The organism is Collinsella aerofaciens (assembly GCF_040915545.1).
GTDB classification, from domain to species: Bacteria; Actinomycetota; Coriobacteriia; order Coriobacteriales; family Coriobacteriaceae; genus Collinsella; species Collinsella aerofaciens_BE.
The window spans coordinates 1-15269 of sequence record NZ_JBCPDH010000037.1 but is presented as its reverse complement, the minus strand read 5'-3'; the positions used below and the strand labels follow the sequence as shown (position 1 = coordinate 15269).

Sequence of the window (15269 nt, the reverse complement as noted above, 5' to 3'; positions counted from 1 at the left end):
ATCATCGCGGTCTACGGGGTCAACGATATGGCACCGTGGGGACACATGTATGTCAATCCTGGTCTAACAGAGCCTTATTTAATCCCCGTCCCTGAAAAATCAATTTGCGGGCAAAAGGGCAAAAGTAGTCAAAAAAAGCCCCGTCCATAATTAGCTACCCCTTGCACCGATTATTCGCCCGGGTTGATGTTCGCGTAGAACTCCGCCCCATCATCGAGCCGCAGGATGCCCACGCGACCGAACTCGGAGCCGGTGGCGGCGGCGCAGTCGATGTCGATGCGATCGGACACACCGGCAGTGTCCTCGCCGCCCAAGCGCACGATCTGCCCGCGGCCCGACTCCTCATCGAGCCCCGCCAGACCACCGACCTCGCAATAGCGCCCAAGCGATACCGTGGGCGTATGACCGCTCACCACGACCGGGCCCTTGCCCTCGGCAGAAAGCAGCCCGGTCGGCACATCCCAATAGCCGTGACGAATCCATAGTAGGTCATCGGACGACTGCACCGCGAGCATCTGCTGCAGCAGCTCGCGATCGGCATCCACCGCTCCGACGCCATCGGCACAATCGACGCCATGCTCAAGCAAAAACGCGCGCGCCGCCTTCATCTCGATTCCAGCATGAACCAGCAGATACGGGCGCTCCTCGGTCTCGACCACCGCGTAGAGCGGCAGCGCGGCCATCCATCGCACGAGCTCCTCGTATGCCTCAAATTCCATGTCGTTGAGTTGCTCGCGCGTCGTCCAGCCACCGTTGATATCCCAGGTCTCGGCATCGAGCGGATCCTGGCCAATGATGGCATCGAGCATGATCTGCTCGTGATTACCCTTGAGCACGCGGGCGTTGGGCAGCGAGCGCACGAGCTTAATAACGCCGACCGGATCGGGCCCGCGATCGATCATGTCGCCCAGCACGTACAGTGTGTCGTCGGACGTCAACGAGATCTTAGACAGGGCCTCGTCAAGCGCACGCACGTGCCCGTGAGCATCAGATGTCACATAGATCGCCATGGTACGCCTCTCCTTGCATTGCGGCCGAAGCCCGGCGCCGCAACTAAAACTTCAAGTTGAACTTAAACGTTACCCATTGTACTCCGTTGCAATAAAGCTGGAAAGGGTTTCCGAGCAGAGGCAAAGACGGCAGCCGTCTATGACGATATCGCGCACGCCCGCAATCCAACCCCATAAACCCACCATCTTTGGGTACAAATAACCGCAGGCAACTGACCGTGCCACGCCAACCACCCAGGAGCGGACACTCCCTATGAACCAGATTCTTCTCTTTATCGGCCTCGTCATTATTCTGTGCCTGACCATCAAACCCGTCGGCAAAAAGCTCCCCTTCCCCACCCTGCTCATCTTTATCGCGCTCGGCATGCTGTTGGGTGTCAACGGCCCGGCGCATATCGACTTTAGCGACTATGCGCTTACCGAAACCGTCTGCAGCACGGCGCTGCTGTTCATCATGTTCTACGGCGGCTTTAACACCAACATAGACCGCGCCAAGCCCGTCGCTGCGCCGGCGGTGCTGCTGAGCACGCTCGGCGTCGTCATCACTGCCGGTATCACCGGCGTGTTCGCCCACTTTGCGCTGGGCTTCGACTGGATCGGCGGTCTGCTGCTGGGCTCGGTCGTGGCATCCACCGACGCGGCCAGCGTCTTTAGCGTTCTGCGCGAGCACAGCCTTTCGCTGAAGGGCGGCACCGACTCGCTGCTCGAGGTCGAATCGGGCTCCAACGACCCCGTCGCCTACATGCTCACCGCCGTGCTCGCCACACTCGCGGCCGGCGGCGACATCAACATTCCCGCACTGCTGGCCAAGCAGATTATCCTGGGCGCGGGCCTGGGCCTTGCCATCGGCTGGGCGGCGGGCCGCCTGATTGAACGCGCGCACGCAACGGCCGAGGGCGCGCAGACCATCTTTTTGTTCGCCGTGGCGATCGTCGCCTACTCACTACCAAGCTATCTGGGCGGCAACGGCTTTTTGGCTGTATACCTGGCAGGCATTGTGCTGGGTGCCAGCGACATCACCGGCAAAGTCGAGATGGCGCACTTCTTTGACACCCTCACCGAGATGGCTGAGATGACGATCTTCTTCTTGCTCGGCCTGCTCGTAACGCCCGCACGCCTGCCGCAGATGCTGCTGCCGGGCCTGGCGCTCATGGCGTTTATGCTCTTCGTGAGCCGTCCCATCGCCGTCGGCGTGCTCCTGGCGCCCTTTAAGACAAACCCTCGCCAGGTCGCGCTCGTAAGCTGGGCGGGCCTGCGCGGCGCGGCTTCGGTCGTCTTTAGTCTCTTTGCCGTGGTAGCCGGCGTTCCCGGTGGCCACGACCTGTTTGACCTGGTGTTTGTGATTGCCTTGTCGAGCATTGTGGTGCAGGGCTCGCTGCTGCCGGCGGTGGCGAAGAAGCTCGATATGATCGATGCGACCGGCGACGTGCGCCGCACCTTTAACGACTACCGCGACGAGGACGGCATGTCGTTCGTCAAGCTCAAGGTAGGCGCTGGACATCCGTTTGCCGGACGCTCGCTCGCGGACATTGGCAGCGCCACAGATATGCTCGTGGTCCTGGTGCTGCGCGACGGGGCGCACCCGGTACTGCCCAATGGCGACACCGTGATCCAGGAAGGTGATCTTCTGGTGATGGCCGCCCCAACGTTCGAAGAGCGTGCCGAGGTTACGCTGCGCGAGGTCACCGTGACGCCCCACGGTCGTCTGGCCGGCCAGCGCCTGCGCGATGTGCCGCAAGGCAAGCATCCGTTTATCGTCGTGATGCTCAAGCGCGACGGCCAAACGATCATCCCCGACGGCAACACCCTCATATACGCCGGCGACGAAGCCGTCATCGCCACGCTAGCATCGTACTAACTAGGAGGTAGCTAATTTAGGACGAAGAGATCAAGCGCCTAGAGAACCTCATGTCTTCGCTCGCAGATTTGGATTTGCCTGAGGAGTAAGGTCGCCCCTCTCCCATGTAACCATACTGTAAATCATAGCGGCGCAGTCGAGTTTTACCGTGATGCGGTCGCGCCTGGCGCTCCACTGTGCTAAAGTATCCCGAACGTTCAAACGACTACGAGGGAGACTAGAAGATGGCACGTGTGCACAACTTCTCAGCTGGCCCGGCCGCACTGCCCACAAGCGTGCTCGCCGAGATCGCCGACGAGATGATGGACTACCGCGGTTGCGGCATGTCCGTGCTCGAGATGAGCCATCGATCTAGCATGTACCAGCAGATCATCGACGACGCCGAGGCAACCCTGCGTCGCCTGCTGAGCATCCCGAACAACTACCACGTCCTATTTTTGCAGGGCGGCGCCACGCTACAGTTTGCGGGCATCCCGATGAACCTCATGCGCCGCGGCCGCGCCGGCTACGTCGTGACCGGCAACTTTGCCAACAAGGCATACAAAGAAGCCGACAGGTACGGCGAGGCCGTGCTGATCGCGAGCTCCGAGGACACCAACTTCGACCGCATCCCCGACATGGCCGACATCAACGCGCGCATTGCCGCCGAGGCCGCGGGCGACGGGCTCGACTACGTTTACATCTGCCAGAACAACACCATCTTTGGCACCATGTACCACGAGCTGCCCGCTTGCGGCGACGTACCGCTGGTCGCAGATGTCTCGAGCTGCTTTCTGTCGCAGCCGCTCGACGTCGAGCGCTACGGGCTCATCTACGCCGGCGCTCAGAAAAACGCCGGCGCCGCGGGCGTGACCGTGGTTATCGTGCGCGACGACCTCATCGCCGACGGCCCCGCCTTTGCGCAGACACCGCAGTACATGGACCTTAAGGCCCAGGCCGCCAAGGGCTCCATGCTCAACACGCCCAACACCTTTGGCATCTACGTGTGCGGCAAGGTGTTCCATTGGGTCGAGGAGACCGGCGGACTTGCCGCCATGGCCGAGCGCAACTGGGCCAAGGCCAACCTGCTCTACGACCTGCTCGAGCACAGCGAGCTGTTCCATGGCACCACGCAGGCCGACAGCCGCTCCATCGCCAATGTCACCTTCCGCACCGGCGACGCCGAACTCGACGCGGCCTTTGTCGCAGGCGCGGCCGAGCACCAGATTCAAAACGTCAAGGGCCATCGCCTGGTGGGCGGCATGCGCGCCAGCGTCTACAACGCCGTAACCATGGAAGACGTGCAGGCACTGGCCTCGTACATGAAGGACTTCGAAACGCAGCGTAGTTTGAGCCCGCGATCTAACTAGCCCGCAACGCGCGGGCCGACCAGCCACTTCAAACCACCTGTTTAAACCAAACCTGCTAAGGAGTTTTTCATGCGCAAGATTAAGACCATCGACGACATCACCAAGGACGGCAAAGTCGAGTTTGGCGAGGGCTACGAATTTGTGAGCACCGCCGAGGAGGCCGACGCCATCCTGATGCGCTCGACTGACCTGCACGGCTACGAGCTGCCCGAGGGCATCCGCGCCATCGCCCGCTGCGGCGCCGGCGTCAACAACATCCCCGTCGAGGAGTACGCCAAGAAGGGCGTCGTCGTCTTTAACTCCCCCGGTGCCAACAGCAACGCCGTTAAGGAGCTCGTCCTAGGCATGCTGGTGCTCTCGAGCCGCGGCGTGGTGCAATCGATGAACTGGGTGCGCGACAACGCCGACGACCCCGAGATCCAGGTCGATGCCGAAAAAGCCAAGAAGGCCTTTGTGGGCCGCGAGCTCAAGGGCAAGCGCATCGGCGTCATCGGTCTGGGCAACGTGGGATCCAAGGTCGCCAACGCCTGCGTCGATCTGGGCATGGACGTCTACGGCTACGATCCGTTCATTTCCGTCGAGCACGCATGGGTGCTGAGCCGCGAGGTGCAGCGCGTGGGCACGCTCGAGGACCTCTGCCGCGGCTGCGACTATCTCACCGTGCACGTGCCCAGCAAGGCCGACACCATCGGTATGATCAGCACCGAGCAGATCAACCTGCTGGCCCCGGGCGCCGTGCTCATCAACTACGCGCGCGAAACCATCATTGACGAGGACGCCGTCGACGCTGCCCTGCGCGAGGGCAAGCTGAGCTGGTTTAGCTGCGACTTCGCCACGCCCAAGACCGTCAAGATGCCCAACACGTTTATCACCACGCACTCGGGCGCCGGCACTGGCGAGGCCGAGGCCAACTGCGCCGACATGGCCATCAGCGAGCTCAAGGATTACCTGGAGAACGGCAACATCGCGCACAGCGTCAACTACCCCGCCTGCAGCATGGGCAAGGCGCGCGCCGCGAGCCGCATCGCCTGCCTGCACGCCAACGTGCCCAACATGATCGGCCAGATCACGGCCATCCTGGCCAAGGACAACGCCAACGTGCAGCGTATGACCAACGAGTCCGCCGGCGAGAACGCCTACACCATGTTCGACACCGACGAGCACCTGGACAGCAGCACCATCGAGGCACTCAAGCAGATTCCGTCGATGTATCGCGTGCGCGTAATCAAATAGCGCCGGCTGATCTGACGGGCAGTTCCCCATGTGGCCTGCCCGTCACTGACATTGAATGCCCGCGGGGACGCCTTTCGCACGAGAGGCGCCCCCGTTTTTGTGAGCACTCCATTAAATACACCGAGCCGCTTCTTGACATACAATCTGTATGTTGACCCAACTATCTGTGAGGTGCCTATGGTTGATACAGATTTTGCTTGGCGGCTTACGCAAGGACTCGTGCGGATCGACAGCTCAGACCCGGGTGCGTATGAGGACGAGATTGAGCGCTATATCAAAGCGTTGGTTGAGGAACGGGTGGCACAGCTGAGCCATCCGGTGCTCCATGCCGTGCAGGTTGAGGAACTCGAGGTGCTGCCCGGGCGCCGCAACCTTATGGTCACCGTGCCGGGACTGAGCGACGAGCCACGGCTCGTCTATATCTGCCATATGGATACCGTTACGCTGGGCGATGGCTGGGACGCGGACATTCCGCCGCTCGGAGCGATCGTGCGCAACGATAAACTCTATGGCCGCGGTGCCTGCGATATGAAGGGTGGCCTGGCCTGCGCCATTGCCGCACTGGTCCATACGCTCGAGCGCGTGGCGGCAGAAGGCGAGCTGCCCCGCCGTGGCTTCTCACTCATTTGCTCGGTCGACGAGGAGGACTTTATGCGCGGCTCAGAGGCCGCGATCGATGCCGGCTGGGTCGGCTCGCGCGAATGGGTGCTGGACACCGAACCCACCGACGGACAGATCCAGGTGGCGCACAAGGGGCGCACGTGGTTCGAGATTGAAATGGCTGGCGTAACGGCGCATGCGAGCCAGCCGTGGAAGGGCGCGGATGCCGTCGCCGCCATGGCCGAGGTCGTGTGTTCGCTCCGTCGCGCGTTTGTGGCGCTGCCCGCGCACGATGAGCTGGGGCCTTCGACCATCACGTTTGGCCAAATCGAGGGCGGATATCGCCCCTATGTCGTGCCCGACCGCGCCAAAGTCTGGGTCGACATGCGCCTGACCCCGCCGACCGATACGGCCGCCGCGACGCGCATGGTAGAGCAGGCCATCGCCGTTGCCGAAGCCGCGGTCCCCGGCTGCCATGGAAGCTACACCGTGACAGGCGACCGCCCCGCTATCGAGCGCGATCCAAGCTCTCCTCTTCTAGCCGCGCTCAAGCGTGCCGCCGATGACGTGACGGGGGCGGACACGACCGTCGGCTTCTTTACCGGCTACACCGACACCGCTGTCATTGCCGGCAAGACAGGTAACCGCAATTGCATGAGCTACGGTCCCGGGTCGCTCGCGCTCGCGCACAAGCCCAACGAATATGTGCCCCATGCCGATATCGTTCGTTGTCAGCAGGTGCTGATCGCGCTCGCCGATAACGTGCTCTGGGACGCGAGCGGCCAAGTTGGGGCATAATAAGCCGCGAACAAACCGACTCGTGCGTTAGGACCGCCCATGAAAGCACTTCCGTTTCCCTGCATCCGCCCGGCTCAGGACCGCGTGCTCGAGGCGCTGCCTGCAATGGGCAGCATCCTGAGCGGCAACGATGCTCTGCGCGGAGCCATTGCCGATGGCCTGATGCTCAAGGACCCGGGCGCGGCGTATTACGTGTACGAATGCTCGGGCGAGCCGGGGCGCGTAACAGGTGTCGTGGCGATCTGCCCGACGAGTGTACTTGCGGGCGGCAAGGGCGTTGCCAGCGCTGACGTGGCTGCCGCTGCGCACGCGATCGCCGAACTCAAAGTTCAGCCTCGTCCCGTGTCGCTCGCCTACGAGGCCTCGCCCGTCATGGATATCATCCTGGGCGCCGCCAAAGAGGGCGCGTCGCTCTACGCCGTCACCGACCCCGCGGGCATTACGCACCGCGCGTGGGAGGTCAAGCGCGAGGACGCTGTTGCCGCCATCCGTGCCATGCTCGACCAAGTACCAGAGCCGGCACTGGCCGACGACCCCGCCTACGCTGCCGCGCTGGCCGGGGCGTCGCAGCTGCTGGCCGATGAGGCCCGTGCCGCCGGAACGTACACCGGCAAGGAACCGTTCAACTTTGCCGTAGCTGCGCTCTTCCCCGCCGCGCAGGTCAGCGGCGGCGCGCCGCAGGTTCCGACGGGTCTGCTCACGCACCAAGTCGCGCGGTTCTAGCAAGACCAGACCGTCCAGCACAAAAATCGGCAGCTCAACAAACAGGGGGCGGAGATGCAGCAGGTACATGCATCTCCGCCCCTTTTGCGTCGAGAAGTTATGCCGGCGACCCGTGCCGCCACGCTCACGTTATCCCCGCTGCGGGCCTGCTGCCGCCACGAGCGGTTCAAGCCCCAGCTCGCGTGCGTAATCCTCCTGCGTAAAAATCTCAATCAGCTCAAACGTGTCGGATTCGTCGTCAAACGCAAAGTGCAGCACCGCGCAGTTGCCCGGCACGCGATCGCGCTCGTCGGCCGCCGCACCCTTCACGTGATCCATAAACTCTTTGATGGCCGAGCCATGGCTTACCGCGAGCACGCACGTATGGTCCGGACGCTGCATAAGCTCGATCAGCGTCGCCACCATGCGCTCGCGCACTTGCATCTGGCCCTCGCCGCCAAACTGGCAATAGAAGTCGCGCCACGGGCGCTCGGGCATAAGCATCACGCGCTCGGCCTCAAAGTCGCCAAAGAACCACTCGCGCAGACCGTCCAGGCGCTCGTACGCCAAGCCCGGCCACAAGTTGGCGATAGTCTGCTCGGTGCGATGAAGCGTGGAGGTGTAGGCATGATCGGGCTCAATGCCACGCGCACGTAAAAACATGCCGGCGCGCGCCGCCTGGTCGCAACCCAACTGCGTAAGCGGCGAGTCACTCCACCCCTGAATGATACGCTTAAGGTTGAATATCGTCTGTCCATGACGGACCAGATACAGATCTTTATTCATAGGGGTCCTTTCGTTCGTTACCAACCCAAGAGCGAAAACGCCCCGTCGCAATAGCCAAAATGAAGCACGGCACCGTTGTCGGGTAGCTCCCCCTCGCCAGTCACATACTCAAGAAACTCCTGGCAGGCTGAGCCATGGGAAACCGCCAGCACGCAGTCGTGCTGCGGCCTGGCCATGATGCGGGACAGCGCCGCGACCATACGCGACTGGAGCTGCACTTCAGACTCGCCACCAAAGGCCACCGGATAATCACCCCAGGGCTGCGGCGGCATATCGCGATTTGATGTGCCCTCCAGCGAGCCCAAATGCCACTCGCGTAGGTCATCGACCAGCTCTATCGAGCAGCCCTCGCCAGCAATTAGCTCAGCCGTACGCCGCGCCCGGCCCAACGGGGAGGAATACACACGGTCAAAGGTCACGCCACGCGCCTCAAACGCCGCGCGCGTCGCCAGCGCCTGCTCGCGCCCGCGCGCCGTAAGCGGCGAATCGTGCCCACCCTGCAAAATGTTCTGCACGTTGAGCTCAGTCTGCCCATGCCGCACCAAATACAAATCTGCCACACGCCCTCCTCTCGCACCACCGCAAAGGGGACAGGTACCTTTGTGGTGGTTTACCGCCGGATCACACCGCGGTGACGCTCAACTACACCAGTACGTCGACAAGCGAGCGCTTGGGTACGTGGTGCACCTGCGCCTCGTCGCGCCAATAATTGATGGAGCCGTCGGGGTTGGAATCGATCGCATCGATCACCTGTGTCTCGGCCGGAACGCCAAACGCCATGATCAGCTTGAGCTCATACTTGTCGTTATCGAGCCCCATGGCATCGATCGCGTGGGGCGTAAAGGCCTTGAACATGCAGGCTGCCACCTCGGGCGTGGCGCTGCGGGCGGCGAGCATCATCGTCTGCGCGACAATGCCCGTGTCGACCTCGGTAATGGGAGCGGCTGGCTTGCCCGGAACGGCGCGCTCAGCAAGAATCGCGATGTAGCCGGTCGGGCGCTCGCCCTCATCGGGACCCGGCCAATCCTTGAGCGCACCGGCCCATGCAAGCTCGTCAAATACACGAGCGCAGTCCTCTGCACCGCTTACCACATGAAAACGCAGACGCTGAGCATTGGCACCACAGGGAGTCAGGTGCGCCAGCTCCGCCAGCTCAAGCAAAAGCTCACGCGGCACGCGCATGGACTCGTCAAAGCGACGGCACGTGCGGGCGCAGCGAACCAACGCATCAAACGCGTCCAAGCCGAGCTTTTCGCAACCCTGCTTTGCCATCGACTCAGCGCTTACCGGCGCTGCGGGAACTGCTTCGTTCATAGGGACCCCCAATTTCGGGCAATTGTTCTTAGGAAAATCTAACCTAAAACGTAGGCAATAACGAACAGGGCTGCAATGTTCTACACCTGTTGAATAGAAAATCGCGACGTGGGGAACAACGGAAACAATTCGGGGCCTTTGGGTTACGTTTCGCCCTCCCCGACCCATACGCCAGCGCCTTTAGGCGATACTGGTTGTAATGATCAAGGCTTACGCCGCACGGAAAGGAGACATTATGGGCATCTTTAAGAACGATGACCAAAAATCGAGCCAGTTTGGATTTGACGAGAAAAGCATGGCGGGCAAAGCCGTCAAGGCCGTACGCTGGATCTACGCCATCACGGGCGTCTTAGCGCTCATTGCTGGTATCGCGCTGCTTTTTGCACCCGCCAAGTCCCTCGTCTTTTTGACGACTGTCCTGGGTTTTTACTTTGTAATCACTGCTGCCATCAGGCTGTTCACTGCCATTTTTGAGCCGCTGCTGCCCACCGGCTGGCGCGTGACGAGCATCATCTCCAACCTACTCATTATCTTGGGCGGCGTCATAATCCTGCGCAACCAGGCCTTCTCGACCGCGACGCTCACCACGATGGTGGTTATCGTGGCCGGCTTTGGCTGGATTGTCGAAGGTGTCATGTCCATTCTGGAGTCCGAGCTTTCGTCCAACCGCGCCCTCGCTATCCTGAGCGGTGCACTCTCCATCATCGCCGGCATGTTCGTGTTTATCTATCCGCTGTGGTCGGCCAAGATGCTCGTCATCTTTAGCGGCGCCGCACTGCTGGTGTTTGGCGTAACGCTGATTGTTCGCGCTATTCAATTTGGCAAACTGGTGCACTAGATGCCGCGAACGCTCTTTATTGATGCCGACGCCTGCCCGGTCACGCGCGAGTCGATTGACTGCGCGCGGCGGACGGGTGTCGCCGTTGTTATCGCCGGCAACAGCACACAAAACCTGGAACGGCACATTCGCCGCGACGACCCGCGCGATGCCGAGCACGCGCGACGCGGCTTTTGGGTCACGACGCTCGATGTGAGCGTGGGCGCCGACAGCGCCGACTTTGCCATTGTCGAACGCCTGCAGGCGGGCGACGTGGTCGTGACGCAGGACATTGGCTTGGCGAGCATGGTGCTCGGGCGCGATGCCGCCGCTATCGGTGTGCGCGGGCGCGTCTACGACAAAGCAACCATCGACATGCAGCTGTTTATTCGCCACGAGGAAAAGAAGGTGCGCCGCGCCGGCGGACGCACTCGCGGGCCGGCGGCATTTACCAGCGAAGACCGCGCCCGCTTTAAACGCAACCTCACCGAGCTGCTGCGCTAACCAAGGTAGATTTTTGGGACATGTCCGGAAATCTACCTTTTTGTTTTGGCGATTGACGCGCATCCAACGCCCAAGTCATGGCGGTAGATTTTACGGTATACCCCAGATTTTACGGCCTATCCCAAACATCTACTTAGAGGCCAAAGGCGGAAAGGATGAGACCCCAGCCCGCGCCGATGACGTACATCATAATCAGGAACACGGCATTTTCGCGGGCGCTGCGGTTGGTGCGGAACAGCACCAGATAACCCACGCCGGCGGAAATGAGCGTGCCGGCGAGCATCGGGGCCAGCTGCAGCGCGCCTTCCAGGTACAGTTGCGTAATGACGACGCTGGCCGAGCAATTGGGAATCAGCCCGACAAGCGCCGAACCCAGGACAGCGAGTATCTCGTTGCCGCGCAGGAACTGCTCGATCGCGGACTCGCCGAACGTCTCGAGCACGGCGACCAGAATCAGCGTCACCAGAAAAATGAATACCGAGACCTGCACGGTGTGCGAGATCGCGCTGCGGATGATCGACAGGACAGGCGTCCCTTCGTGGGAGTGGGAGTGACCGTGACCATCATGGTGTTCATGTTCGCCCTCATGACCGTGATCGTGGCCATGTCCGTGTTCGTGCTCGTCCTCGTCTTCATCGCAACCGCAATGGTCGCGCTCGCACAACTCGTGGATGTGGTCGGCGCTCACGCCCGCCTCGGCCACCTCGTCGATGATGTCACCGCCGCTGTGGTCGTCATGCGCGCAGTTAACGTGCGCCGGATTGACAGTGGTCCCCAACACGGTACGACGAATCGCCGCATGCGCGCGGGCGTTGCGACGCAGACCGCGAATGGCGGCATCTACGATAAAGCCCGTGACCAGTGCGATAAGCGCTTTCGAAGCCAAAAGCATCGCCATAGTCTGCACGGGAACCTGCTCGGCAAGTAGCAGCGGCAGCATCTCGTCGGAGGTCGAAAGGAACACCGCCACCAACGTGCCCAAGGTCACGACACGGCCGGCGTACAGCGTTGCTGCCATGGCCGAAAATCCGCACTGCGGCACAATGCCCAGCAGCGAGCCAACCACGGGACCCGCAGCGCCGGCGCGCTTGATAGCGCCGTTGACGCGGTCGCCCGCAACGTGCTCAAGTGTCTCGAGAGCAAGATACGTCACCAACAAAAACGGCACCAGCGACAGCGTGTCCTTGCCGGCGTCGAGCAGAATATCAATCAGTAAATCCATGACGGATGGAACCTTTCGTGTCTTTCGGCAGCATTGTAAAAGTCCTAGCGGTCAACTAGGGTATTGTAGTTGTCCCGGGCGCGGTGCCAATAGTTGCCCATGGTAAACTATCATCTCGCCACAACTCAGTAACCCCGAGCCGCGCGACGCGGCCCGTCCAAGGAGCAGCCTATGAACGTTTCGCAAGCACTTGAATACGAGCGCCAGCCGTTTATTCCCATGTTTATCTATGGCGACCACGGTGCCATGGAGTCCGAACGCCAGAAGGGCGAAGAGGCCCTCAAGGTGCTCGAGACCGAGTATTTTACTGCCGAGGACGACCCCGGCTTCGACTTTGCCACCGTGCGCGACCTGGCCGACCGCAACCGCGACCTTTGCGACCAGATTGGGGAGGCACGCCTGCGCAATGTGACGCCCGCGACGCTCTCGCGCGGCCTGTCCGACGCCGACACCTGCGCCGCCATCGGCAAAATGCAAAAGCGCACCGCCGCGTCCGTTATGCGCGAGATCCGCGGTGACCGCGACGCGCTCGGCGTGGCCTACGCCCGCAAGCCCATCCAGGGCACCGTGCTCGGTGTCGACATCGAGACCACCGGCCGTGCACCCGAACGCGGTTATATCATCAACGTCGGCTGGGAGATCATGGAACTCACCAGCGACGCCATCCCGCACGACGCCGAGGCGCACTACTGTGGCCTGCCCGACATCTACCGCGGCGAGGATGTACCGCTGTCGAATATCCACCACATCACCTGGAACGACATCGACGGCAAAAAGCCGTTCCGCGAGAACAAGGAACTGCAGAAGCAGCTGCTCAAGCTCATGAAGAAGTACCCGTACATGGCACACAACGCCGCGTTTGAGGACAGCTGGTTCAAGATCCACCTGGACGGCTACGCCGAGGCACGCCGCGCGGGTAAGATCATCGTCATCGACTCGCGCCAGATCTGCCGCAGCCTGGATGCCGACGTCCGCTCGCTCCCCCGCGAGTCCGCCCCCGCCGCGCTCGAGAACTGGGCACGCCGTCGCGGCACCCTCGCGCCCGACGCCAACGAGCAGCATCTGGGTCTGGACGACACCGACCTCATGCTCCGCACGGTACAGGCCGAGTTCAACCTCAAGAACCTATTCGCGAAATAGCAACGCCTGCGACAAACACTGCTTGCTCACGAGCGGTCTCGCAGCGGGAAACCCCGCAGCGGGGCCGCCCTACGTTCCACAGATAGATCTGCCATCACAAATTCTGAACCCTCATTTTGAACGATTTCGACCAATTCCCGACACGTAATTCGTTGTCGGATGGTGATGCATCGATATCAAATGTGCAGCAATTGAGTATTTATATGCTATAGCTAAGCTGCGAAAACTTTTATTTAGGGCATACCAACCCATAATTGCGTCAAGCTTTTGGACAGCATTTGGCTAGACCTCTAAAACGACTTTTCCACTCAGCGCCGTCAACACGGCATTAGCTGACACGATATATATCATGAGTATCGTATTGTCACATACCACTGCAAAAGCGGTCTACCAGGCCGCGTATTCGGTGTCTGCGAAAGGCATCGAGTCCTGTAGCCCTGCCGCGATTTACGGATCATGTCCCACCGGAACGCTCCTTGACGCAGCCGCAGAATGGCTCACCAAACATGATGTTTCCTTCGACGCAAATGATTCCCTCGAGGTGATGGTGTTTGATCGCAGGAACGCGCGCTACGCGATGGACTGTCAATGCCACGTTTCTTCAAAACGATTCTCGAACTCACGCTTTGTAGAGCTTAAAGATGGCATCTTCGTTGTTGGCGTTGAGCTTTGCGCACTTCAGGCCGCCACCTATCTTTCTTTTCGCGAACTAGTGGAGTACTACTTTGAACTGTGCAGCGCTTACTCCCTTGGAACCGACTCTTCCACCTCCTATACCGAGCGTTTCGCGCTCACCTCGACCGAGAGATTAAAACAGTTCTTTAATTCCATTACCAGATGCGACGGTCTGGCTCTTGCCCGAAAGGCGATCCAATGTGTGCGCGACGGATGCCGGTCTCCTATGGAAACGGCCTTTGTCATGATGCTAACGCTGCCCAAAAGCGAAGGAGGGCTTGGTATTAAGGGAGTTGAGACCGATTACGAGGTGCAGGTCACCGCTGCAGCGAAGAATCTCACGAGACGCAAAAAGTTCTTTATGGATGCGTATCTAAAGAAATCTCGCACAGACATTGAATACAACGGTTTTTATCATGACGCGGAAGAAGACCGCGCCATCGATGAGGAACGCAAGAATGCGCTTGCGTCCATGGGATACGGAATCATCACCGTCAGTCGTTATTCCTTTATGCATGCCAGCGCTTTCGTTAGGGTCATGGAGGCGATCCAACGAAAAGAGGGCATACGCCCCTCGCGTCTGCCAAAAGACTTTCAAATCATGCAAGAAGACCTGAGACAGTTTGTACTCAGAAGGTTTATTGAGGAGAAGAAACGAATCCAGGAGGAGCTTCGCCAGGATTCCGAAGAGCGCCAACGAATCGACCTCGAAAAAGCAATGCTCGAAGGCATCACATTGGACGATCCGACGATTAACGAGGCTCCGGCAATCGATGACATGCAGACTGTCGAACCCGACAGCCCATCACTCAACCAAACAAGCAGCTTCGCGCCCGAGGGCAGGATCTTCGGGGCCGGAAGCTAGACCGGCTAACAAGGTGGGCACCTTAGCGACGTGCATAATTGCGAGTATTCAGCAGAGCCGGGTGTCTATCACCCTCGAGTGGATCCAAATGTGAAGCGAAATCACTCTTGCGTGAGAGCGTTAGGCAACATTTGAGGAAGAACTCATCGGATTAACACCCTAAGATAACTCTTGAACTGCATTATATGGCCTGCAATAAATTAACGGACCCCCTATCGTTGCAGAATACTCCAATTTTTGCACGGCTCAGGGGCACCCACCCCGGCATCGGCTATCAAAACCGCTCACTCCGGGATCTCGTCCACTATTCCCCATCATTTTGGTTGATTTTCAATCTCAACGCAACAGCCTGAACGGACCCCGCGTTTCCGCAGCTAGCGCAACGCGGAAATAGCT

General features: G+C 60.4%; 14 protein-coding genes. 9 read left to right on the top strand and 5 right to left on the bottom strand.

Annotation, left to right across the window (positions count from 1 at the left end):
* Positions 1 to 170 precede the first annotated feature (170 nt).
* Entirely contained in the window at positions 171 to 1010 is an 840-nt protein-coding gene (locus AB5202_RS09085; RefSeq protein ID WP_368144413.1) for a metallophosphoesterase family protein, read from the bottom strand.
* Positions 1011 to 1263: 253 nt separating this feature from the next.
* Here AB5202_RS09085 and AB5202_RS09080 point away from each other — a divergent pair, with 253 nt between their 5' ends.
* The 5 genes from AB5202_RS09080 to AB5202_RS09060 all read left to right on the top strand — a co-directional run bounded on the left by AB5202_RS09080 (position 1264) and on the right by AB5202_RS09060 (position 7571).
* Positions 1264 to 2868, top strand: a complete 1605-nt coding sequence (locus AB5202_RS09080; RefSeq protein ID WP_368144412.1) for a potassium/proton antiporter — start codon at positions 1264 to 1266, stop codon at positions 2866 to 2868.
* A gap of 224 nt (positions 2869 to 3092) precedes the next feature.
* Positions 3093 to 4217 (top strand): 3-phosphoserine/phosphohydroxythreonine transaminase, encoded by a 1125-nt coding sequence (gene serC, locus AB5202_RS09075; RefSeq protein WP_368144411.1) that lies wholly within the window; start codon positions 3093 to 3095, stop codon positions 4215 to 4217.
* 69 nt (positions 4218 to 4286) lie between these two features.
* A complete protein-coding gene (locus tag AB5202_RS09070; protein ID WP_138374917.1) occupies positions 4287 to 5450 on the top strand; it encodes a phosphoglycerate dehydrogenase in 1164 nt (387 codons plus the stop codon).
* Between the two features lie 177 nt (positions 5451 to 5627).
* Positions 5628 to 6848: a M20 family metallopeptidase gene (locus tag AB5202_RS09065; RefSeq protein WP_368144409.1), complete on the top strand. Its 1221-nt coding sequence runs from the start codon at positions 5628 to 5630 to the stop codon at positions 6846 to 6848.
* Between the two features lie 39 nt (positions 6849 to 6887).
* Entirely contained in the window at positions 6888 to 7571 is a 684-nt protein-coding gene (locus AB5202_RS09060) for a DUF1015 family protein (protein WP_368144408.1), read from the top strand.
* A 129-nt stretch (positions 7572 to 7700) separates the two neighbouring features.
* Here AB5202_RS09060 and AB5202_RS09055 read toward each other — a convergent pair whose 3' ends face one another.
* From AB5202_RS09055 to AB5202_RS09045, 3 genes are all read right to left on the bottom strand, one after another.
* Complete coding sequence (locus tag AB5202_RS09055; protein WP_271730945.1) at positions 7701 to 8336, bottom strand: histidine phosphatase family protein; 636 nt, start codon at positions 8334 to 8336, stop codon at positions 7701 to 7703.
* 17 nt (positions 8337 to 8353) lie between these two features.
* Positions 8354 to 8896, bottom strand: coding sequence for a histidine phosphatase family protein (locus AB5202_RS09050; protein ID WP_368144407.1), 543 nt, complete (start codon positions 8894 to 8896; stop codon positions 8354 to 8356).
* An 82-nt stretch (positions 8897 to 8978) separates the two neighbouring features.
* Entirely contained in the window at positions 8979 to 9650 is a 672-nt protein-coding gene (locus AB5202_RS09045; RefSeq protein ID WP_368144406.1) for a nitroreductase family protein, read from the bottom strand.
* A 235-nt stretch (positions 9651 to 9885) separates the two neighbouring features.
* Here AB5202_RS09045 and AB5202_RS09040 point away from each other — a divergent pair, with 235 nt between their 5' ends.
* Positions 9886 to 10488 carry an HdeD family acid-resistance protein gene (locus AB5202_RS09040; RefSeq protein WP_117797862.1) on the top strand — a complete coding sequence of 201 codons (603 nt, stop codon included), beginning with the start codon at positions 9886 to 9888 and terminating at the stop codon, positions 10486 to 10488.
* Positions 10489 to 10971, top strand: a complete 483-nt coding sequence (locus AB5202_RS09035; protein WP_215673909.1) for a YaiI/YqxD family protein — start codon at positions 10489 to 10491, stop codon at positions 10969 to 10971.
* A gap of 133 nt (positions 10972 to 11104) precedes the next feature.
* On the opposite strand, the gene AB5202_RS09030 is transcribed toward AB5202_RS09035, so the two are convergent.
* Entirely contained in the window at positions 11105 to 12193 is a 1089-nt protein-coding gene (locus AB5202_RS09030; protein ID WP_368144405.1) for a putative manganese transporter, read from the bottom strand.
* A 171-nt stretch (positions 12194 to 12364) separates the two neighbouring features.
* Here AB5202_RS09030 and AB5202_RS09025 point away from each other — a divergent pair, with 171 nt between their 5' ends.
* Together AB5202_RS09025 and AB5202_RS09020 are read left to right on the top strand one after the other, a co-directional pair.
* Entirely contained in the window at positions 12365 to 13333 is a 969-nt protein-coding gene (locus AB5202_RS09025; RefSeq protein WP_117655708.1) for a 3'-5' exonuclease, read from the top strand.
* 349 nt (positions 13334 to 13682) lie between these two features.
* Positions 13683 to 14873, top strand: coding sequence for a putative endonuclease domain-containing protein (locus tag AB5202_RS09020; RefSeq protein ID WP_368144404.1), 1191 nt, complete (start codon positions 13683 to 13685; stop codon positions 14871 to 14873).
* Positions 14874 to 15269: the final 396 nt, after the last annotated feature.